Source organism: Mobiluncus mulieris (assembly GCF_014204735.1).
In the GTDB taxonomy this organism is placed as follows: Bacteria; Actinomycetota; Actinomycetes; order Actinomycetales; family Actinomycetaceae; genus Mobiluncus; species Mobiluncus mulieris.
This window is the reverse complement of sequence record NZ_JACHMA010000001.1, coordinates 1139711-1161522: the sequence shown is the minus strand read 5'-3', so window position 1 is coordinate 1161522 and position 21812 is coordinate 1139711. Positions and strand designations below refer to the sequence as shown.

The following is a 21812-nucleotide window of genomic DNA, read 5'->3' as shown; positions in this document are numbered from 1 at the left end:
CCCCAACCCCATGAGTACCATCACCCCAACCGCAGCGATACACCAGCCAGTGCTGGTGCAACGCTGCGTGGAACTGCTGGCACCCGCGCTAATCCCTGTTGAGCGCCCCGTGCTGGTGGATGCTACCGTGGGGTTGGGGGGACATTCCGAAGCCTTGCTGCAACGCTTTCCCCACTTGCAGATTATCGGGATAGACCGCGATGGTGAAGCCCGCGCCTTGGCTGGAAAACGCTTAAGTGTTTTCGGATCGCGAATAGAAATCGTGGCGGCAACCTATGGGCAGCTCGCGGAAATCCTGGCGGAAAGAGGCCTGGAAACCGTCGACGGGATTCTTGCCGACCTGGGAGTTTCCTCGCTGCAACTGGATGAAACCGCGCGAGGATTTGCCTATGCCATCCCCGAGGCTCCCCTGGATATGCGTATGGATCAAAGCCGGGGGATTACCGCAGCACAATTCATAGCTACCACCAGCGAGACAGAAATCGCGAGGGTGCTGCGCACCTACGGGGAAGAAAAATTCGCCCGACAAATCGCCAGAAATATTGTGAAAACTCGGGAAGTCACGCCTTTGCGCACCACCGGAGAGCTGGTTGACCTAATCAGAGCCACAATACCTGCCCCGGCACGCCGCCACGGTGGAAACCCCGCCAAGCGCACCTTTCAAGCTCTGCGAGTGGCAGTGAACGACGAACTGCGAGACTTAGAAGTCTTTCTCACAGCGGCGCTCGACGCTTTGCGAGTCGGCGGACGCCTGGTAGTGGAAAGCTACCAGTCCCTGGAAGACCGCCTGGTCAAACAGGCCTTCACCCCGGGAATCCATCCGGAGGTACCCCGGGGGCTGCCCGTGATTCCCACCGGGTATGAACCGTGGTTACAAGACCTGACTCGCGGAGCTGAAAAAGCCGATGCCCTCGAGCTGCAACGAAACTCCAGATCTCAATCGGTGCGCCTTCGGGCAGTAGCGAAACTGCGCGAAATGGCACCTCATGAACCGAAACGCCCCAACCCCAACCCCGCACCGAGGAGGAAATAGTGAGCAACGTAAACTACGCGCTGCGCAAACCCCAACCCGCTCCACGATCACTGAGTCCGGCGGCATCACCCCGCGAGCGACTTCACGTGGTGCCGACCCTGGCAAAACGCCAGATAACTTGGCCCATGTGGGTTACGGTAACCACCCTGCTGATTATGTCGTTGGTGATACCAGTCGTGGTCAACGCGCAGATGGCGATGACCTCCTACGCTATGTACGCCCAGCGTTTAGAGCTCTCGCAACTACAGGACTATCAAGCCGACCTGGTTATGCGGGCTCGCGAAGCCCAATCCCCCCAGAAATTGGCTCAAAAAGCCCGGGAACTGGGATTGGTACCCGCCGGGAGCCCGGGGTACATCAACCTCGCGGAACACAACGTTACCCCCGGCCAGGCGGCTCGCTAGACATCGCGGTAAAGAGGGAAACCGGCGTGTGATACCGGCAAAACCTCGGAAAAAAGGCAAGCTGGGACAGTGAGTCGTTTACGGAGAGGCACCCTGGCCGGGTTGATTATTCTTGTCTTGGTGGTATTCGCGGTACGTCTCGTATTTGTGCAACTGGTTGACGGTCCCGCATTAGCCAAGCAAGCCCAGCAGCAGCGGTCACGCACTACTGTTATCAAGGCATCGCGGGGCGATATTGTGGATGCGAGCGGCAAGCCGCTGGCCACCTCGGTGCGACGCTATAACGTTGGGGTAAACCAGATTAAAATTAATACGTATTATGAACCCGTTATGACCAAGCGTGACGGCGAAGAAGTGCCTGAACTGGATCAATACCGCCGTGCAAAGATTAAAGCCTTCGGGCCGGTGGCAGCGGCCGAAAAATTGGCACCGCTGCTGAAACAAGACCCCGCCGAACTGGGGGGCAAATTGGTGGCCGCCCCCGGCAGTAAACCGTCTACCTTTGTGTATATAGCCAAGGAAATCACTCCAGAAGTGTGGCGTGACATTCAAAAACTGCGTATTCCCGGCATCGAACCGGAGGAAATCACCAAACGAATTTATCCCAATGGTAATATCGCCGGCAATATTGTGGGGTTCACGAACACTGACGGCGACGGTCTGGCGGGACTGGAACTGAGCCAAAACGCGAAACTCGCGGGGGTGGATGGCGAAGAATCTCGCGAAATTGGTCGTAAAGGGCAGGAAATCCCAGTTCAAGGCAACTACAAGAAAGACGCCATCGCCGGGCAAAGCGTGAAAACCACCATCCGCGTGGACTTACAAAACAACTGTCAACAGATAGTGGAACAGACCCGAGTCAAAACCGGGGCACAAAGCGTTACCGCCGAAGTTGAGGAAGTCGGTACCGGGAGGATTTTAGCCTTGTGTGAAACCGATACCGTTGACCCCCGCCACCCCACCAAATCCAGCGAAAAAAACCGGGGTTCCAAAGCCGTATCCACTGTTTATGAACCCGGTTCGACTATGAAAGTTCAGACCATGGCCAGCGTTTTGGACGAAGGGAAAGTCACCCCCCTGACCCGTTTCACGGTTCCTTACAAGATAACTATGTCCAATGGGCAAACCTTCCAGGATTCTGTGTTCCACGGGGTGCAAAGTTTAACGTCGGCGGGGATTATCGCGAAGTCGTCAAATGTGGGAATCGTCCAGGTCGGGGATTTGGTAAAGGATTCTCAGCGTTACGCCAAGTTACGCCAAGTAGGATTCGGAAAGGTAACCGGAGTGGAACTTCCCGGCGAATCCGGGGGGCTGCTGTCCCCACCCGAAAAATGGGATGGGCGTCAGCGCTATACCATCATGTTTGGACAAGGCGTAGCAGCGACTATTTTGCAGGTCACCAGCGGGATAGCTACCGTGGCTAATGGTGGGGTGAAAGTCTCGCCGCATCTGATTGACTCGTGGCGCACCCCGGAAGGAAAAGTCATCCAGAAAAAGGTTGATGCGGGAACCCGGGTTTATACCAAGGAAACCGCCCGGGAAATGTTGACTATGATGCAAGGAGTGGTCTCTGGAAGCGGTGGGGCATCCGCCGCCGTCATCGAGGGATACCCGGTGGCCGGCAAAAGCGGCACCACTCAGTTAATTAATTCTAAAGGCCAACAAACCGGCACCATTGGTTCATTTTCTGGCGTGTTCCCCGCAGATAATCCTCGAGTGGTAATCACGGTGGTGGTAGAGCGTCCCGCCACCTCTATCTATGGTGTGGTGGTGGCAACTCCGGCATTTAAAGACATTGCAAACGCTACGATAAGGGAGTTGGGCATTCCGCCGACAAATGCTAAGTCCGAGCTTTATCCCATCGGGGGGTAGTATCCCGGAAAACCCGGATAAACTGGGTACTTGGGGATTTCTAGAAAAACCTGGGGATTCCACAGAATCAGATAAATCTGGAAGCCCCATAAAGGAGAACACGAATGACTTTGGAAAATGAATTCAACCCTTTCGAACCGGATTTACAGGCTTTGGCTTGGGTGGATACGGCTGCTATTGCCGACGCTGTGGGGGGGACAAGGCACGGGCCGGTCGGACAGGTGCGCGGAGCCGTGATAGATAACCGCGATGTTCGTGGTGGGGAACTGTTCATCGCGATGCCCGGTCTCCATGTTCACGGCGCAAAGTTTACCCCCGATGCGATATCTCGAGGGGCAAAGGCGGTGCTGACTGATGCGGCTGGACTGGATTTAGTGGCCAACCCGGAGGTTCCGGTTATAACAGTGCCCGATGTACCCCACGCTGCTGGTCGCGCCGCCGCTATGGCTTGGGGTAATCCCGCTAATCATTTGCGATTGTGGGGGGTAACGGGGACGAACGGGAAAACCACTACCACGTATTTGCTGCGGCACCTCTTGCACCGCGTCGGAAAACTTGCTGCTTTGGTGGGAACGGTAGAAGTCGCTATCGGTAAACGTAGTGTGCCCTCGAATATCACCACCCCCCAGGCCGCTCAAGTTCAGGCCATTGCAGCGTCCACGGTCGCCGCACACCTCGAGGATCTCGTTTTAGAGGTCTCTTCTCATGCTTTGGGGTTGGGGCGGGTTGATCCGCTGCGATTTAGAGTGGCAGGTTTTTGTAACTTAACCCATGACCACTTGGATTTCCATCACTCTATGGAGGATTATTTCCAAACCAAGGCCTCGCTGTTCACCGAAAGACGCTCCGACCGCCAAGTAATCATTGTGGATGATGACTGGGGACGCCGTCTGGCTGAACAACTTGAGCGCATGGGACAACATGACTTTGTGACCCTTTCCACCACTGGATTCCCCGCAGATTGGCAAGCCTCCATCACTCCCGATACCAGTGGCTACTCTCACTTGGATTTGCGGGCTTTCGACGGGAAAACCGCCAGTGTTCAAGTACTGATGCCTGGCCGCTTTAATGCGGTCAACACGGCCTTGGCTATTGTGATGCTAGTCACCGGTTTGAGTGTCAGTCCACGGATGCTGAATGGGGATATTCTGCGTCACCTTTGTTCTCACCCCATCCGGGTGGAAGTTCCGGGACGTATGGAACTGATTGCGAATCAACCTCGAGTTATTGTGGATTTCGCGCATAATCCGGGGGCTTTAAAAAGCTTGCTCGAGACCTTGCGCCCCTCTACCGCTGGCCGGCTGCGTCTGGTGTTTGGAGGAACCGGGCAACGTGACCTTGAAAAACGCCCGATTCTGGGTAGAATCGCCGGTGAATTAGCTGATTTTACCTATCTTACCGATGACGATCCCCACGAAGAAGACCCCGACAAAATCCGCGCCGAGGTTCGCGCTGGGCTGGAAGATTTTCCCGGTAAGTATGTCGAAATTGCGGGGCGATCCGCGGCTATTAAACAGGCCATTCAAGAAGCGAAGCCCCAAGATACGGTCGTTATTGCGGGTCGTGGTCACGAGACACTTCAGGAAACCCCGGTGGGAGCTATAGACTTAGATGACCGCGTGGAAGCTCGCGCGGCATTGCAACTGCGAAACTAGGAGCAATCCCTTGATCGACATGACGATTGATGCACTGCGAGAAATCGTAGGGCTGGAGCCAGGTACAAATTCCACTCGAATTCAAGGTACGGTAAACACAGATTCCCGATTTATCGAAGCGGGTGATGTGTTTGTGGCTTTGCCGGGAGAACATACCGATGGACACTGTTTCCTGGGATCGGTGGCGCGTCGGGGAGGGAAAGTAGCGGTGGTAACCAAAAACCGCGACGAAATCCTGGCGCAAGACTGGGCTACCGAGGAGGAACTGGGGAAACTGATTTTACTCCAGGTTGACGATGCCCAGATAGCCTTGGGGAAAATCGCCCAGGCTCATCTAGAACAGCTGCGAAGCCGGGCACGAAATGGGTCAGGCAAGCTTAAACTCGTGATTGGGATTACCGGATCGGCGGGCAAAACTACGACCAAAGACCTCGCCCGCCAGCTGCTTTCTGCTAAGGGAAAAACTGTGGCTCCCCCCGGTTCTTTCAACAATGAAATAGGTTTGCCCCTGACTGTGCTCCAGGCCGATAGTGATACGGAATACCTTGTCCTCGAGATGGGTGCTTCAAAACCGGGGGATTTGAAATATTTGACGGCGATTGCTCCGCTGGATGTGGCGGTGGTGTTGATGGTGGGGACGGCGCACTTGGAATCCTATGATTCCGTGGACGCGCTGGCCGCAGAAAAATCCCAGATTATCACCAGTCTCGGTCCCACCGGGGTAGCCATCCTGAACGCCGACGATCCGAGAGTCGAGGCTATGAGCGGGCGCACCGCCGGTAGGCTGATTTACTTTTCTAGCCAGAAAGCTACGGGGGTGCGGGCTACTCACCTCAAGGTTGATTCGGATTCCCACGCCTCTTTCACCTTGCATACCCCTGCCGGTAAAGCTCAAGTAGAGATGCAACTCATCGGGGCTCACCACGTATCTAATGCCCTGGCTGCCGCAGCCATCGCGCATGTAGCCGGGATGGCAACTCATGAAATCGCGGCCGCCCTACACCACGCCACCCCCCAATCCGAGCACCGAATGCACCTGGTGCACCTGGCAGACGCAGTGGACTTGATTGACGATGCGTACAATGCCAACCCCGATTCTGTCAAAGCCGCACTGGATGTACTATCGAAGTACGCTGCCAGCCGACGGGTTGTGGCCGTGTTGGGCGACATGCTGGAGCTGGGGGTAGCTGCCCCGCAACTGCACGGCGAGATTGGACGTTACTGTGCCAAGGTAGGAATTCCGGTGCTAATTGGGGTCGGACCGATGGCGAAGAACATTGAGCTGGCTTATTCTGCGCTGCGTCATGATGGGGAACACCATCACACCCTCGATGAAAAATCCGCCGGTCGTTTGCTCCAAGAAGTAGTGCGTCCCAAAGACTTGATTCTGATTAAGGGGTCGCACGATTCGAATCTGTGGAAACTCGCTCAAAGCATCGAGGAAAGGGGACGGGTGCGATGACTGCAGTACTCCTGGCCGGTATGTTTTCGCTGGTCATCAGCCTGTTCGCCACCCCGGTTTATGTAAAGTGGCTGGTGAAAAAACAGTTTGGCCAGTTTATCCGTCAAGACGGGCCGACCGCGCACTACACTAAACGCGGCACCCCCACCATGGGCGGAGTGATGATTATCGCGGCGGTGATTGGGGGCTGGGCAGTGGCGCATATCCAGATAGGGATAGTGTCGCATCGCAGCCCGGTGGTTTCCGAGGTATTGCTGTTGTTCCTGCTGGTGGGGCTGGGATTCATTGGCTGGTTAGACGATTGGATTAAAATTTCTAAGCATCGATCCTTGGGGTTGAATCCCACCGCTAAACTGTTGGGACAGTTGACAGTGGCCTCGATTTTTTCCGGTCTGGCGTTGGGGTTTGAAAATGACCAGAAACTCACCCCCGCTTCCACTAAAATCTCGGTGATTCGCGACACTGGAGTGAACCTGGCATTCCTGGGGATTGGCCTGGGAGTGGTTCTGTTTTTGATTTGGGCTAATTTCCTGGTGGCCGCCTGGTCGAATGCGGTAAACCTGACTGACGGTTTGGATGGTCTGGCTTCTGGGGTTTCCATCTTTGTGTTTGGTGGCTACGGTTTGATATCGTTTTGGCAGTTTTCGCAGTCATGTCGCACGGCCGGGGCGGTGGTCAGTGCTTGCTATGGGGAAACTCGCGACCCGCTGGGTGTTGCCATTGTTTGTGCCGCGATAGTCGGGGCACTGATTGGCTTTCTGTGGTGGAATGCCTCCCCAGCGCGGATTTTCATGGGAGACACCGGATCCTTGGCTCTGGGCGGCGCGCTGGCGGGGGTATCGATTTTCACTCACACCGAGTTCTTGGCGGTAGTTATCGGGGGACTGTTTGTGGTGGAGGTGTTTTCCGACGTGATTCAAGTCGGTTTCTTTAAAGCCACGCGTCGCCGGGTGTTCAAAATGGCTCCAATTCACCACCATTTCGAGTTGTTGGGCTGGAAAGAGATTACGGTAGTGATACGCTTTTGGATTATTGCCGGGATTATGACGGGAGCCGGGGTAGGTATGTTCTATTTTGATTGGGTGGCGCGTTTGCCATGAGTTCGCAGTTTACTGATGCCTCTATTGGGGTTTTAGGCTTAGGGAAATCCGGTATCGCGGCGGCAGAGGTGCTCATGTCGCTAGGGGCGCGAGTGACTTGCTACGATGCCTCTGGGGCGGCGTTAGAGCGCGCGCGCCAGGCTTTGGGTGCCTCTGGAGTAGCTTTCTGTTCATTAGTCGGGGAGGAAAATCAGGCGCAGGCTGCCGTCGAGGCGGGGCATAAATTATTTATTGTTTCCCCGGGAATTCCCCCGCATAATCCGCTTTACCGGTTGTCTGCCGTAGCGGCACCCGTGTGGTCAGAAGTGGAACTGGCATGGCAGATTCAACAGGAGAGCTCCAATCGCGGGTGCAAGTGGCTGTGTATTACTGGTACGAATGGGAAAACCACCACTACGGGAATGCTGGCACAAATGTTGATTACTGGGGGAGTGGTAGCCACGGCGGTGGGGAACTATGGCACCCCGATTGTCCAGGTGGTGGCCGAAGGCGCGGTAGATGCCTTGGCGGTAGAACTGTCCTCTTTCCAGTTGCACTCGACGTTTTCCGTGCAACCCTGGGCATCGGTTTGGCTGAACTTTGCCCCCGATCATATTGACTGGCACGGCAGCGCCGATGAATACGCTTGGGATAAGTCCAAAATCTATCGCGGGGTGCAACACGCTGCTTTCTATCCCGTCACCGAGGAACTACCGACCAAGGTTTTGGCGCAATCGGGTTTGCCCCCGGAACGTATCTTTGGTTTGACTCCTGGGATTCCCCAGCCGGGTTTCCTGGGAGTAATCGACGATGTTTTGGTTGACCGGGCTTTTACTTCCGACCCCGCCAAACAGGCCTTAGAGCTGGCACGTTTTGCCGACTTGGAACACTTGACTGGGCAGCCTACCCCTACCTCTGCGATTTTGCAGGATACCTTGGCAGCAGCGGGGTTGGCGCGGGCCTACGGGCTGCAGCCGGTTTGGGTGCAGCGCGGTATCCGCGAATTTGAGCTGGAACATCACCGTCGTGCCCCGGTTGGTGTGTTCGATGGCGTTTCCTATATTGACGATTCGAAAGCGACCAATACTCACGCGGCGGCAGCTTCTTTGCGAGATGTGGCGGATAAACACGCCGTGTGGATTGTGGGGGGCGACCCCAAAGGCCAAGATTTCCACCAGCTGGTAAAACTGGTGGCTCCGAAAGTGAAAGCGGCGGTGTTAATCGGCCTTGACCCGGAACCTTTCCGTCAGGCATTTGCGCAAAACGCCCCGGGAATTCCCTTAAAACGAATCGAACCGGGGGACAATCTTATGGAACGAACCGTGAAAGCCGCTACGGATTTCGCTGCTTCGGGGGATGTGGTTTTACTTGCCCCGGCATGTGCCTCTTGGGATCAGTTCCCTAACTACGGGGTGCGCGGCGAATTGTTTGCGGCGGCGGTAAACGCGTTACACCAGGCCAAGACAGGAAAGCAAGATGACGAAACTCGATTCGCAAGCGGCACCAGCCGCAACAGCGGAGTCGAATCCCGCTGAGTCGTTGCGCCCGAAACGTCGGTTTCTACAGTCTTGGCGTGACCACCCGGTGTTGAGCTACTACCTGCTGTTGGTTATTACTTGGCTGTTGTTTGCTATCGGCTTGATTACCGTGTTTTCGGCGGCTACCATCGCGGCGCTAGACCAGAAATCTAATCCTTTCTTGGCCTTCGGGAAGCGTTCCTTGATTTATTTGGCTTCCCTGGCGGTCATGTTTGCGGCTTCACGAATCAGGGCGGAGATATATAAGCGCTTGGCCTGGTATTTACTTGGCGCTTCATGGCTGTTGCAGGCCTTGGTGTTCTTGCCTGGTTTCCATGGGGTCACTGCGGGCGGTAACACGAACTGGCTGGTGATACCGGGAATCGGCTTTTCCATTCAGCCTTCCGAGTTCATGAAACTCGCCTTGGTAATTTTCCTGGGAGCCATGCTCTCGGATTCGAGGTTGCGTCACAAGTCCACCAGAAATTTTCCGCTGTACTCGATTGGGGGAGCGGCTGGTGGCTCTATCGTCTTGGTTATGATAGGCCGCGACCTGGGGACTGCTATGGTAATGTCTTCCTTGATTCTGGTGGCTTTTTTTATTGCGGGTATCCGCTTACGTCACCTCGCTATCATCGTGGTTTGCGGCGCCGGTTTGGCTGCCGTGGGGGTGATGAGTTCCCCGAGCCGCCGCCGTCGGGTTTTCGGTTTCGTGGACGCTTCTACTACCGATCCCACCGGGGTTGGCTACCAGCGCCAACATGGTCTGTGGAGCCTGGCCACCGGGGGACTAACTGGGGTTGGTCCGGGGGCTAGCCGCGAAAAATGGTCTTACTTACCCGAAGCTGACACGGACTATATCTTTGCTATTCTCGGCGAGGAATTTGGCTTAGCTGGTACCTTTTGGGTGTTGACGCTGTTCATACTGCTGTGTTTGACCTTGACCAGAATGATGCGCCGGTCAACTGCTTCCTTCGAGGTCTATACATTGGCGGGAATTATGGGATGGTTTTTTTCTCAGGCTATCATCAACATCGGTGCGGTGGTGGGCTTGTTGCCGATTATCGGGGTGCCACTGCCACTGATTTCTTCCGGCGGGTCTTCGATGTTGTCGGTTATGGGTGCCATCGGAGTGGCTTTGTCTTTTGCCCGACATGAACCCGGAGCCCAAGAAGCCCTGCAGGTGCGGCTTCGTCCCGTGAAACGTTCCCTGGCAATTCTGGCCGGGTCGAGTGTGAAGTTTTCCAAGAGCCGGCGGATAAAGCGTTAGACTGGGAACGTGAAGCAACCAGTTATTGTTTTCGCTGGCGGGGGTACCGCCGGTCACGTAAATCCGCTGCTTTCCACGGTGGCAGCGTTGCGCGCTACAGGCTTGGACTTTCATCCCTTGGTGTTGGGCACCAAGGAAGGGTTGGAATCTGAACTGGTTCCGGCAGCGGGTTTGGAACTGGCGACGATTCCGCGTCTGCCGGTACCGCGCCAACCTTCCTCCGATTTGGTTACCTTGCCCCTGCGGCTGCGTCGCACGGTTAAGGATCTAGAATCGCTGTTTTCACAGCGCGAGGCGACCGCCTTGGTAGGTTTCGGGGGCTATGTTTCCGCCCCGGGCTATTTGGCGGCGCACCACTTGAAAATCCCTTTTTTGGTGCACGAGCAAAATGCGCGTCCTGGCATGGCCAACCGTTTGGGGGCGCGGTGGGCCAAGGCGGTGGCCTTGACGTTCCCGGAGACCCCGTTGCGTTCGCGTCGCGGTAAGACAGAGGTTACCGGTTTGCCGCTGCGTCCCGCTATGCTAGAGCTAGCGTCTCGCCTGGCCACAACAGAAGGCCGTTTGGCAGCGCGCGCCGCTGCCGCCCAGTTTTTTGGGTTATCGCCGGATAAACCCACTGTTTTGGTTACGGGGGGTTCATTAGGTGCCGTGTTCTTAAACCAGACTTTGCCGACCGCGCTGGCTCAGGTTTCCGGAAATTTCCCCGACTTACAAGTGGTTCATTTGACGGGTAAAGACAAGGACAAACCAGTGAAACAGTTTGTGTCAGAGGCTGGTTTACAGCAAAACTACAAGGTTTTGGATTACCTGTCAGAGATGCATCATGCTTTGGCTTTGGCTGACGCGGTGGTGTGTCGTGCCGGGGCGGCTACTGTGGCAGAGAATTCGGCGCTGGGTCTGCCGGCGCTCTACGTCCCGCTACCGGTGGGTAATGGGGAACAGTCTTTGAACGCATTGAGTGTGGTTGAATCCGGGGGCGCTTTTCTGTTGAACCAAAAGAAGGCCAAACCCACTGAGGTTGCGGTATTGATTGAACGGATGCTTGACCCCGCGAATAACCCGGAAATGCGTCAGGCAGCGGCTAGTGCCGGCACCACCAAGGGTGCGGCGAATCTGGCGAAATTAATCCAGGAGGTCTTGTGAGGGACAGTTCATCGAATCTTTCCAATGTAAACGCTGCTCACGTTGTGCCCGCCCACCAGGCGTTTCACCTGGTAGGTGTTGGTGGGGCAGGCATGAGTGTGCTGGCGCATCTATTGCATGACTTGGGTTATACGGTTTCTGGTTCGGATCGGACCGAGGCCGATACCTTACCGGAGCTGCGTGAGCTGGGGGTAAAAGTGTTTGTGGGGCACCGTGCCGCTCAGGTTACCCCAGGCATGATTGTGGTGGCTTCTTCGGCTATCCGTGAGGATAATCCTGAAATCCAGCGTGCCCATCAACTTGGACTAGAGATTTGGCACCGCTCCCAAGCCTTGGATTTCTGTACCCGTTCTAAGGATTTGCTGGCGGTGGCGGGGGCGCACGGGAAGACTACGACCTCCGCGATGCTTTCCAAGGCGTTGTGGGATGTAGGTGCCGACCCCAGTTTTGCGATTGGTGGGGTGATTTTAGAGTACGGCACGGGGGCACGTCTGGGACGCGGGCGGGCGTTTGTGATAGAGGCCGACGAATCCGATGGGTCTTTTTTGAACTATGCGCCATTGGTAGAAGTTTTGACTAATATCGAGCCCGATCATCTTGACCATTGGGGGAGTCGCGAGGCTTTTGACCAGGCTTTCGTGGATTTTACCGCCCGGATTCGCCCGGGCGGTGCCATTGTGGCTTGTGGGGATGACGCGGGGATTAGGCGGCTGGCACCGCGTTTCCATTCGGGTGCTGCTTTGGTGTCTTATGGTTTTGGCGCACCTTTACCTGGCGCGGCGTTGGTGGTTGCTTTGGGAGAACCTCGTTTGGGTGCCGGTCATGCAGAGGTTGATTTACGGGTCATGAGGTGCCATCCTGAACAGCTACTGTTCCATGACGTGCTCCGCTTGTCTCAGGGCGGGAAGCATTACCTGTTGGATGCGGCGGCGGCGTTGGGAGCTGCAGCGGCTTTGAATGAGTGTGTCGGCGGTATAGATTTCGGGGCATTTTGCCAATCTTTAAGCAGTTTTACCGGGACAGGGCGTCGGATGCAGTTTCTGGGCGAAATCGGGGGAGTGCGGATCTATGACGACTATGGGCATCACCCCACCGAGGTAGCCGCCACCTTGGGGGCGGCGCGCGACTTGGCTGGGAATGGAAGGCTGCTGGTGTGTTTTCAGCCGCATTTGTATTCCCGGACTAAGACTTTTGCTTCTGAATTCGCCACTGTGCTTTCAGCCGCTGACGAGGTCGTCGTCTGTGGGGTTTACGCGGCTCGCGAAAACCCCACAGACGGAGCTGACGGGGACGCGATTGCGGATTTAATGGGTGAAAAGGGACAATTCATCTCGGATATGTATGCAGCCGGAGATGCGGTTTACAATCTTGCCAAGCCGGGGGATTTACTGCTATTCCTGGGGGCTGGTTCCATTACCCATGTGGCTCACGACTTGGTGAAAGCTCATCTGGGAGCTGGCACCTCATGAAACGCCCCACTCGACCCAACCTAGGTAAGCCGGCCGCCAGGCCGAGACCCCCCGCTCCTGGTGCGGATAGACCAAGCCAAGCGGGGGTAAAACGGAACTCTCAACCGACAGAACCGACACAGTCGGCAGAAGCTCTAGCCACTAAGCCGAAGTTACCTCCACAGAGCGCAGGTTCCATTAAGGTGACAGGCTTTTCAGTGTCTGCGACCAGGGAGGCAACCGAGCCCGCTGTTAGCGAGGCTACGACGACACCCACGCGTGCCACCGCACCCAAATCCGCCCAGATAAACACCAAACTGCTAGATCGCCTGGAGCAACGCGAATCCGTAATGCGGCTAATCCGACGCAAGCGTCTTGCGGTGCTGGGGGGTGTTCTTGTGGTGATTGTCGCGATTTCGATGGTGATTTTCGTGTCTCCTTTGACGGCTTATCGTCTGACAGAATGCCGGGTTACGGGTATGAAGAACACCGATGCGGCGGCTATCTGCCAAGCCACTGGGGGATTCGCGGGTACCCCTTTGACTCGGATATCTACCGGGATGTTGCGAGGCACGGTGCTGAAAAATGTACCCGCCCTGCGCGAAGTTCAGGTACAACGTCGCTGGTGGCACGGCCTGAGCTTGCGGGTTCAGGAGCGTGAGCCGGTGGCCACTGTACGTAAAAACGGCAAAGTCGTGGGTGTGGATCGAGACATGGTGGTTCTGGAAGTTGCCCCGGGGGAGGTCTCGGGATTGCCGCAGCTGAATGCGGATTTAGAAAAGCTGGGTGGCAAAACACGCAAACTGGTTGATGCTGCTCTGCACACCTTGGGGGATATGTCGCCCCAGTTGCGGTCGCAAATCGAGGCTGTGACTTCGCAAGATGCCGCCCAGCTGGCGTTTTCCCTGCGGGATGGTCGAGAATTAGTGTGGGGTGACAGCCAGAAATCAGGCGTGAAAACCTCGGTGGCGCTGCTGCTGTTGGAACAGCCTAATGTCAAGGTTGTCGACGTTTCCATCCCGGAGCGACCTTCGACCCGATAGGCGGGGGAATGTGTATAGAGTCGGGGATTTCGGCTCGCACCTCATGAACCCGTAGCTATCCGACATCACGTCAGGGCGCCAACTTAGTTCACCGAGATTTAATGAGAACGCGCCTCTCCGCGCAGTTTGGAGAGGAACTGTTTGGTGCGCTCTTGGGTCGGGCGGTGAATCAGCTCGTCGGCCGCGCCCTCCTCCAGCACGGTACCGCCATCCATGAACACGGCGCGGTCGGCCACCCCAGCGGCGAATTCCATCTCGTGGGTAACAATGACCATCGTCATCTGTTCTTCGGCCAGAGAACGAATAATGGCCAAGATTTCGCCGGTTAACTCTGGATCCAAAGCGGAGGTCGGCTCGTCGAAGTACAGCATCCTGGGGTGCAAGGCCAAGGCGCGAGCAATCGCGACGCGCTGCTTTTGACCACCGCTAAGCTCCGAGGGATACGCCCCGCCTTTGTCTGGCAGGTTCATGCGTTCTAGCAAACGTTTGGCTTCGGCGCGGACTTCCTCCGGAGGACGTTTTTGCACCTTGATGGGGGCATCGCACAGATTGCGCATCACCGTCCAGTGTGGGAACAAGTTGAAGTTCTGGAAGACCAAACCATAGTCGTGACGGAAACGTTTTTCGTCACCCTTCGAGGTTTTCACCCCATTTTCCTTGGTTAGGGCGGTCTGTCCGAAGTATTCGATGTGTCCTGAATCCATGTAGTCCAAAAAGGTAGCGCAGCGCAGCAAAGTGGATTTTCCCGAGCCGCTAGGACCAAGAATCGCCAGGACTTCGCCCTCGGTGACGTGCAGCGAGACACCTTTCAAGACCTCTAAGTTCCCGAAGGACTTGTGCATGTTTTCAATCTTGAGTGCATCCACTTTTTACCTCTTTTTTCCGGATTCTTGGGTTCTAGACGGCGTATTTGCTGACATGTTTTTCCAGCCGATCCATCAAAACGGCTACGACTATGTTGAACACGTAATAGAACACGGCTGCCGCCACGAAAGGTGCCATGGAAGCCGTAGAGGAAGCGTATTGCTTGGCCAAGGTAAACATTTCGGTATAAGAAATTGCGAAGGCCAGGGAGGTGTCCTTGACTAAGGTGATGACCTCGTTGGTGATAGAGGGTAAAACCGTGCGAAACATTTGCGGCACTTTAATCGTGAAAAACGTGCGGCGCTGGGAATAACCCAGCACAAAAGCCGCCTCGCTTTGCCCGGCAGGGATGGCTTGGAAACCGCCGCGATAGATTTCCGCGAAATAGGCTGCGTAGTTAATCGCAAAGGCGATAATCACTGCGTAAAAACGGTATTCTGCCGAAATCTGGACGCCAAACAGGTAGTACGGCCCAAAATACACCACCATCAGCTGCAGCATCAAAGGTGTCCCGCGCATTATAGAAATATAGAACTGTACCACCCAGGCCAACGGTTTAAAGGGACACACCCTGCCACCGTAAACCAGCAGCCCCAGGGGAAGGGACAACAGCAGGGTCAAGACAAAAATGACCACACTGTTGACCGACCCCCAGGCCAAATCTGGCAGAAACGACCAGTCATTCATACTGTGCTTCCGTTTTCCTTTAATCCTTGATTACAGATTTTTCAACCGCGTGTTTTTCGGCTAGTTTCATGAAAGTGCCGTCAGCTTTCATTTCATCTAGAGCTTTTTGCACCTGGTCGCGCAGGGATTCGTTGCCTTTTTTGAAACCGATTCCATACTGTTCGGTGTGAAAAGGTGGATTCATGATGGTGAACTTGCCTTTTTCGCGCGCCTGCACCTGGAAGTTCGCCACCCCCACGTCCACCGCTACCGCGTCGGCTGCGCCGGATTCCATATTCATGAAAGCCTGGTTATAGTCGGGAACCTGGTCAAGAGAGGCAAAACTGTCCTTAAGGTCTTTGTTGTCCTTATTTTCTAGGGCCGTCAGGCCGGACGAATCGGCTTGCACCAAAACGTGTTTGCCCGCGAGACCTTTGGTATCGGTGATTTTATCGGCGGTTTTCGTAACGAACACAATCGAATTATCCACGTAGGGTTTCGACCAGGTGTATTTGTCTTCACGCCCATTGATAGTAAACCCGTTCCACAGGCAGTCTACGGTTCCAGAGTTCAGCTCCATGTCTTTCGCGTCCCAGTCGATAGGTTGGGGCACGAATTTCCATTCGTTGCGTTTTGCCACCTCTTTGGCTAGGTCAATGTCAAAACCAACATATTCGCCGGTTTTTTCGTCCTTGTAGCCGTAGGGAGGAAAGTTGGGATCGAAACCGATGGTGAATTTTTCACCCGCTGCCTTGGCAGCACTGGCGTGGTCGGTGGAATGATTTTTGTCATTAGATGCGCTGGTATTCCCGCAAGCGCCCAGGGTTAAGGCCAAAATCGCTGCGCAACCGGCAGCGGATAGTTTCTTGATATCCATAAACCTTCCTCCTTCGTTAGGGGGTTTGACATGCTTAAACCCTACATTGTGCCCTATGTTGGCAATAATTACTAATTCCACGAGTCGTGAAGCGAAATTTGCGACACGCCGGGATACCTCCCACCCGGGGAAGGATTGTTCACTAAATTTCGTGAGTCAACAGGGATACCAGACTTTAACCCTAAAGCTAAAGGTTAAGGTTGAAAGGGGAGGAATATGGAAGCATCACCGCAGGCAGTTATCCGCGTCGTTGGGGTGGGTGGCGGCGGGGTTAACGCCGTGAACCGCATGATTGAAGCGGATTTGCGCGGGGTGGAGTTCATTGCGGTGAACACCGATGCCCAGGCGCTTTTGATGAGCGATGCCGACGTGAAACTCGAGATTGGTCGTGATCACACCCATGGTTTGGGTGCCGGTGCCGACCCGGAAGTTGGCAAAAAGGCTGCTTCTGACCACGAAGACGAGATTCGCGAGATTCTCGAGGGCTCCAATATGGTGTTCGTAACCGCCGGTGAAGGCGGGGGCACTGGCACTGGGGCGGCTCCGATTGTGGCGGGGGTTGCCCGGGAACTCGGGGCGCTGACAGTGGGCGTTGTTACTAGACCGTTTGAATTTGAGGGACGGCGGCGCGCGGAACAGGCCGAGCGGGGTATCGAGGCCTTGCGAGAACAAGTCGATGCGTTAATTGTGATTCCCAATGAACGTTTGCTGGATTCCACCAACGAGGATCTCTCGGTGATTGGGGCTTTTCGCGCCGCTGACCAGGTTCTTCAGGCTTCAGTCCAAGGCATCACCGAAATCATCACCATCCCCGCTGACCTTAACGTGGATTTTGCGGATGTCACCACCACCTTGAAAGATGCCAAGACAGCCTTGATGGGTATCGGTTCCGCTACCGGACCCGAACGCGCCATGGATGCGGTGGAAATGGCGATTTCCTCGCCCTTACTAGAGACTTCTATGGAAGGAGCCAATCGGGTGCTGCTGTTCTTCCAGGGTGGTTCGGATCTGAAGATGAGCGAGTGGCGCCAAGCCTCGAAGTTGGTTCAGGAACTGGCTGACCCGGAGGCCAATATCATCGTCGGGGTGGATATCAACGAAACTTTTGGCGACGAGGTTCGCGTTACCGTTATCGCGACCGGTTTCAACGGCTTGGATGCCGCCGGCAAACCAATTCCCACTAAGGCTGCAGCCAGTGTGCCCAGCGCGTCTTCCCTGGCTGCTAGTGCCGTGCGCAGCGCTGGCTCCGTCCCAAAATCTCTCGGTAGCCCGGCTGTGGCGGGAACTGTTCCGGCCGGGACAACTCCGATTGGGACAACGACTGCCTCGCCGGTGGCGGGGGCTTCCGCCACACCAGTGGTACCGAGCGTGTCGAATTCAGCGGTCGCGTCTGGTGCTTTGAATGCGCCAAGTACACCGGCTGGAACCACCCACCGTCAAACCACCGGCAGTATTGCAGATTCAGTAGCGGCGCGTTTGGCAGAGCATCGCGCTAAGGAAAAGCCAGCGGTTCCCACTAGCCCAAGGCTTACAGCGGTCACACCTCCGGCCAATACGGCGGTACCGCTCGATTCGCAAGCTACAGGAGTGTCACACCAGGCTGACCCCAATGCTGCTCGGATTCCGGCAGGAACCGAGACAATTGGCAAACCGAAACCGAGTGCGAGTACTTTGCACAACCCCGAAGTAAAAATCACCGGTTTAGCTGGAATCCCCGACGCTAAACGGGAACCACTCGCAGTGACCAGTGGAATTCGCCCGGTTTCCCCGGATGCTTCCACGGTTCCCAACTATGTGGATTCTTCTCGGGAACAGACCGCGCCCCCGCTGCGACTCCAGCAAGTTTTCGATGACATCACCCCTAAAGACGAACTGGACATTCCAGATTTCTTGCGATAAAAACGCAAAATTCTAGGCTTTTACGTATTCTCCCTCCCACACCGTCCTCGGTGTCGCGTGGCGACACCGAGGACGGTCTTTTTACGACACTCCGAGGCAACATCCCGCCTCGTACCCGATTGATGGCCTAATCTCGGTGACAGTTACCTTTCTATTCGGCAACAACTTATGGGAGAAGATATGGGAAGTGCATTACTGCGCAATGTGCTGGAAAAAGTTGGTTTACGGGAACCAGATGCTTCAGATTACGATGATGAATATGCTGACAATGACGAGGGCGCCCTGGGCGAAGTTCACGAATTCCCCGGTTCCACAGAACCAGAGGTTTCGGAGAAAAAAGAAGTTACCGAGGCACAATCGCAGCCGCAGGCTCCCGTTTTCAACCGAATTAAAACCTCCAAGCCAACCAGCTACAACGATGCCCCCGAAATTGGGGATTCCTTGCGTGACAACATTCCGGTAATCCTTAACCTGAACTATATGGGCAAGCCCGAGGGGCAACGTATGGTTGACTTTGTGTCTGGTCTGTGTTTCGGCTTGGAGGGGAAGCTAGAGTTGGTCGGAGAAAACCTGTTCTTGCTCACCCCCAAAGGAATTGCTACGGTTACCGACCAGAAACAGACCCCCTCTTTCCTGCCGTCTCGGTATTAATTGGGGTCAACCTCAGCTATCGGGAGTTTTAACCTATCCGGGGGCGAGGAATTGCTGCCAGGCAACTTTGCATTTCGCGTGCGTTTGCTATAACCGTGCACTCACCCAGTAAACTGGGTGAGTGCAGATAATTGGACTGGTTATTTACTACGCAATTTCGCTGTATCTCGCGATTTTGATGGTGCGTGTGGTTCTGGACTGGATTAGCTTCCTGGCGCGAGACTGGCGTCCTCGAGGAGTGGTGTTAGTGCTGGCGAACATTGTCTATTCCCTCACGGATCCGCCGGTGCGCTTCTTTGGCCGATTGATTCCCCCCCTACGTTTCGGAGGAATCGGTCTTGACATGGGATTTTTGGTGTTTTTTCTGGTGTTGGTGGTGACTCAGCGACTGGTGGCGTGGTTTTTTTTGTATAGCTTGGCTTGAAATGCTGCGCTTTAACCGGAGCTCCCTCTTGATACTAGGGCCGGCTTCCAGTCAGAAATTAGTAAATTCCCACCAAAAAGCGGTAAGTTTAAAACCTCAGTATTCACACAAGTAACAAAAATGTGGAACAATGGATGTCGTACGGTATCGTGCGAAGGCTCCAAAGTTTGATAAGACGGGCTGCGGCCCCTGGACAGGACGAGGTGACATATATGGCGCTGCTCACCACAGATGACATCGTCAACAAAAAGTTCCAACCGACGAAGTTTCGGGAGGGATACGACCAAGATGAAGTCGATGATTTCTTGGACGAGGTGGTGAATACCCTCGATGCGATGACCAAAGAGCGTGATGGCTTAAAACAGCAGCTCGAAGAGGCACACCGCCGTATCACCGAGCTCGAAACGGCCAGCGTGGCACCGACTCCCGTAACCTACGTGGAGACCGAGCCACAACCCGAACCACAACCTGAGCCGCAGTCGGAACCTGCTTTTGTCGAGCCACAACCGCAGCCCGAACCGGCTCCGGCTGCGATGCCGGCAATGCCTCAGGGTGAGAACGAATCCACCTCAGCGGTGTCCATGCTGACCATGGCGCAACGTCTCCATGACGAATACGTCCAAAACGGTCAGCAGGAAGGCGAAGAGATTATCGCTAAGGCTCGGGTGGAAGCCGACCGGATTATTTCCGAGGCCGAACAAGAGCACTCTCGTGTCTTAGCGCAGCTCGAGCAGGAACGCGGCATGCTGGAACGCAAGATTGAGGAGCTGCGTACCTTCGAGAGCGACTACCGCTCCCAGATAAGAAGCTATCTGGAAGGTGTTCTCGCGGACTTGGCGGCCTCGGCTCCTAACGCGTAGCATGAAGCCTCCTAAGGTTTTTGGCTACCAGCTTCCGGTGGATCCAGATAGACTCCACCGGAACCTGGTAGCTTCTGGTATTGCTATATTGATCGGGTTAATAGATCAGGGCTCTAAGTGGCTAGCGATACACTTTCTCGCCTCACGCCCCGAGCCCCTACCCTTGGTGGGAAACTGGATTACTCTGCATTTGACCCAGAACTCGGGAGCAGCACTGTCTTTAGGCGGGAACAAGACCCTGGTAGTCACGATTCTGAGTTCGGTAGTGTTGGCGGCATTGACCGTCGTTATGTTTCTATCCTCCAATCGCGCCTGGGCATATACCTTAGCTGTGGTTATCGGCGGCGGATCCGGTAACATTACCGATCGCCACATGGGGGATACCTTCGGTACCGGAGCGGTGACTGATTTCATTGATTATTTCGGTCTGTTCGTCGGCAATGTGGCCGATATTTTCGTGGTTATCGGGATGATCTTGGTGTTCCGACTCATGCTTAAAAATGTGTCGATTTTTGGCTATGCGACCAGCGAAGATTCCGAAGAAGGTGTCGAAACCCAGATGGCACCTCATGAATCCGAGCCTAAAACCGCACTCAAGTCCACATCTCAACTCACGCCTCATGAACCCGCCGGAGGGAAAAATAAGTGAACCGAGTACTGCCGGTACCGGAGGGCTTGACGGGTCTGCGCGCCGATGTTGGATTGGCGAAACTGCTAGGGCTGTCGCGCGCGAAGGCCGGCGAAATCCTGGCACAAGGTGGCGTGGCTATGGGTGAAACGGTGTTAAAGAAATCCGATGCGCTGCAATCCGGGGAAACCTTGGAAGTTACTGCGCCGATTCACCCCAAAGTTTATGTACCGGAAGTGACCCCGGTGCCGGGGCTGAAACTGCTTTACGAAGATGCCGACCTGGTGGTGGTGGACAAGCCTGCCGGAGTAGCGGCACACACCGGGCCGGGCTGGGACGGGCCGACAGTGGTAGGAGCCTTGCGCGCGGCGGGAGTGCGGATTTCCACTTCGGGTCCGGTGGAACGCGAGGGCATCGTGCATCGCCTGGATGCGGGGACATCCGGGGCAATGGTGGTGGCAAAGTCCGAACTGGCTTACGGCAAATTAAAAAACGCTTTTCGCTATCACCGAGTGGAAAAGATTTATTTGGCGGTGGCTCGCGGTATTTTGAAGCCGTCCCTGGGCACCATCGATGCCCCTATTGGGCGGGCTCCGGGGCGTGAGTTCAAGATGGCGGTGGTGGTGGGTGGTAAACCCGCCGTGACACACTATGACACTGCGGAAAGCCTGCCTGGCGCGACCCTGGCTCGAGTGCAGTTGGAAACGGGTCGCACCCACCAGATCCGGGTACATTTCGCGGCGATTGGTCACCCGCTGCTGGGGGACACAGAGTACGGGGCAGATGCGAAACAGGCTGTGCGTCTAGGCTTGGAACGCCAGTGGCTCCATGCTTCGCGCCTGGTTTTCAAGCATCCACGTACCGGGATAGAAATCGCGATGGATTCGCCTTTGCCTTCCGATTTGCAGGGAGTTTTGGCGGTTTTGCGGGGCAGCTGACAAGATTGAGGTTGGGACTTAAATCTTGGGTGGCTGGGGTGTTTAGCTCACGTTGTTTCGGCTTCATGAGGTGCCATCC

20 protein-coding genes are annotated in these 21812 nt (G+C 55.4%); 17 read left to right on the top strand and 3 right to left on the bottom strand.

Annotation, left to right across the window (positions count from 1 at the left end; all coding sequences use genetic code 11):
* Positions 1 to 10: 10 nt before the first annotated feature.
* The 11 genes from rsmH to F4555_RS05165 all read left to right on the top strand — a co-directional run bounded on the left by rsmH (position 11) and on the right by F4555_RS05165 (position 13926).
* Complete coding sequence (gene rsmH / locus F4555_RS05215) at positions 11 to 1033, top strand: 16S rRNA (cytosine(1402)-N(4))-methyltransferase RsmH (RefSeq protein ID WP_004012208.1); 1023 nt, start codon at positions 11 to 13, stop codon at positions 1031 to 1033.
* The gene (gene ftsL / locus F4555_RS05210) at positions 1033 to 1437 is read left to right on the top strand and encodes a cell division protein FtsL (protein WP_004015708.1); all 405 of its coding nucleotides are present in this window, start codon (positions 1033 to 1035) and stop codon (positions 1435 to 1437) included. The genes rsmH and ftsL overlap by 1 nt, the downstream gene beginning before the upstream one ends.
* Positions 1438 to 1506: 69 nt before the next feature.
* Entirely contained in the window at positions 1507 to 3309 is a 1803-nt protein-coding gene (locus tag F4555_RS05205; protein ID WP_004015709.1) for a peptidoglycan D,D-transpeptidase FtsI family protein, read from the top strand.
* Between the two features lie 104 nt (positions 3310 to 3413).
* A complete protein-coding gene (locus F4555_RS05200; protein ID WP_004017916.1) occupies positions 3414 to 4964 on the top strand; it encodes a UDP-N-acetylmuramoyl-L-alanyl-D-glutamate--2,6-diaminopimelate ligase in 1551 nt (516 codons plus the stop codon).
* Positions 4965 to 4974: 10 nt separating this feature from the next.
* Positions 4975 to 6426, top strand: coding sequence for a UDP-N-acetylmuramoyl-tripeptide--D-alanyl-D-alanine ligase (locus F4555_RS05195; RefSeq protein WP_004017847.1), 1452 nt, complete (start codon positions 4975 to 4977; stop codon positions 6424 to 6426).
* On the top strand, positions 6423 to 7526 hold the full coding sequence (gene mraY, locus F4555_RS05190; protein ID WP_004012213.1) for a phospho-N-acetylmuramoyl-pentapeptide-transferase: 1104 nt from the start codon (positions 6423 to 6425) through the stop codon (positions 7524 to 7526). Before F4555_RS05195 ends, mraY begins: the two co-directional genes overlap by 4 nt.
* Entirely contained in the window at positions 7523 to 9040 is a 1518-nt protein-coding gene (murD, locus tag F4555_RS05185) for a UDP-N-acetylmuramoyl-L-alanine--D-glutamate ligase (protein WP_004017940.1), read from the top strand. Before mraY ends, murD begins: the two co-directional genes overlap by 4 nt.
* Entirely contained in the window at positions 8982 to 10292 is a 1311-nt protein-coding gene (locus F4555_RS05180; protein ID WP_249262427.1) for an FtsW/RodA/SpoVE family cell cycle protein, read from the top strand. Before murD ends, F4555_RS05180 begins: the two co-directional genes overlap by 59 nt.
* Positions 10293 to 10301: 9 nt before the next feature.
* Complete coding sequence (gene murG, locus F4555_RS05175; protein WP_004017951.1) at positions 10302 to 11435, top strand: undecaprenyldiphospho-muramoylpentapeptide beta-N-acetylglucosaminyltransferase; 1134 nt, start codon at positions 10302 to 10304, stop codon at positions 11433 to 11435.
* Positions 11432 to 12904, top strand: a complete 1473-nt coding sequence (gene murC, locus F4555_RS05170) for a UDP-N-acetylmuramate--L-alanine ligase (RefSeq protein WP_004015712.1) — start codon at positions 11432 to 11434, stop codon at positions 12902 to 12904. Before murG ends, murC begins: the two co-directional genes overlap by 4 nt.
* 197 nt (positions 12905 to 13101) lie before the next feature.
* On the top strand, positions 13102 to 13926 hold the full coding sequence (locus F4555_RS05165; RefSeq protein ID WP_004017843.1) for a cell division protein FtsQ/DivIB: 825 nt from the start codon (positions 13102 to 13104) through the stop codon (positions 13924 to 13926).
* A 98-nt stretch (positions 13927 to 14024) separates the two neighbouring features.
* Here F4555_RS05165 and F4555_RS05160 read toward each other — a convergent pair whose 3' ends face one another.
* The 3 genes from F4555_RS05160 to F4555_RS05150 are packed head-to-tail and all read right to left on the bottom strand — an operon-like array spanning position 14025 to position 16333.
* Complete coding sequence (locus F4555_RS05160) at positions 14025 to 14792, bottom strand: amino acid ABC transporter ATP-binding protein (protein ID WP_004012219.1); 768 nt, start codon at positions 14790 to 14792, stop codon at positions 14025 to 14027.
* Between the two features lie 31 nt (positions 14793 to 14823).
* A complete protein-coding gene (locus F4555_RS05155) occupies positions 14824 to 15477 on the bottom strand; it encodes an amino acid ABC transporter permease (protein WP_004016670.1) in 654 nt (217 codons plus the stop codon).
* A 19-nt stretch (positions 15478 to 15496) separates the two neighbouring features.
* Positions 15497 to 16333, bottom strand: coding sequence for an amino acid ABC transporter substrate-binding protein (locus F4555_RS05150; protein ID WP_004015717.1), 837 nt, complete (start codon positions 16331 to 16333; stop codon positions 15497 to 15499).
* 216 nt (positions 16334 to 16549) lie between these two features.
* Between F4555_RS05150 and ftsZ the strand changes: the two genes are divergently transcribed.
* The 6 genes from ftsZ (at position 16550) to F4555_RS05120 (ending at position 21733) form a co-directional block, all read left to right on the top strand.
* A complete protein-coding gene (gene ftsZ, locus F4555_RS05145) occupies positions 16550 to 18232 on the top strand; it encodes a cell division protein FtsZ (RefSeq protein WP_004016672.1) in 1683 nt (560 codons plus the stop codon).
* A gap of 180 nt (positions 18233 to 18412) precedes the next feature.
* Positions 18413 to 18883, top strand: coding sequence for a cell division protein SepF (locus F4555_RS05140; RefSeq protein ID WP_004015720.1), 471 nt, complete (start codon positions 18413 to 18415; stop codon positions 18881 to 18883).
* 121 nt (positions 18884 to 19004) lie between these two features.
* Positions 19005 to 19307: a YggT family protein gene (locus tag F4555_RS05135; RefSeq protein WP_004015721.1), complete on the top strand. Its 303-nt coding sequence runs from the start codon at positions 19005 to 19007 to the stop codon at positions 19305 to 19307.
* A gap of 212 nt (positions 19308 to 19519) precedes the next feature.
* Complete coding sequence (locus F4555_RS05130; protein ID WP_004017900.1) at positions 19520 to 20167, top strand: DivIVA domain-containing protein; 648 nt, start codon at positions 19520 to 19522, stop codon at positions 20165 to 20167.
* Between the two features lies 1 nt (position 20168).
* A complete protein-coding gene (locus F4555_RS05125) occupies positions 20169 to 20816 on the top strand; it encodes a signal peptidase II (RefSeq protein ID WP_004012226.1) in 648 nt (215 codons plus the stop codon).
* The gene (locus F4555_RS05120) at positions 20813 to 21733 is read left to right on the top strand and encodes an RluA family pseudouridine synthase (protein ID WP_004015725.1); all 921 of its coding nucleotides are present in this window, start codon (positions 20813 to 20815) and stop codon (positions 21731 to 21733) included. The genes F4555_RS05125 and F4555_RS05120 overlap by 4 nt, the downstream gene beginning before the upstream one ends.
* Positions 21734 to 21812 lie beyond the last annotated feature (79 nt).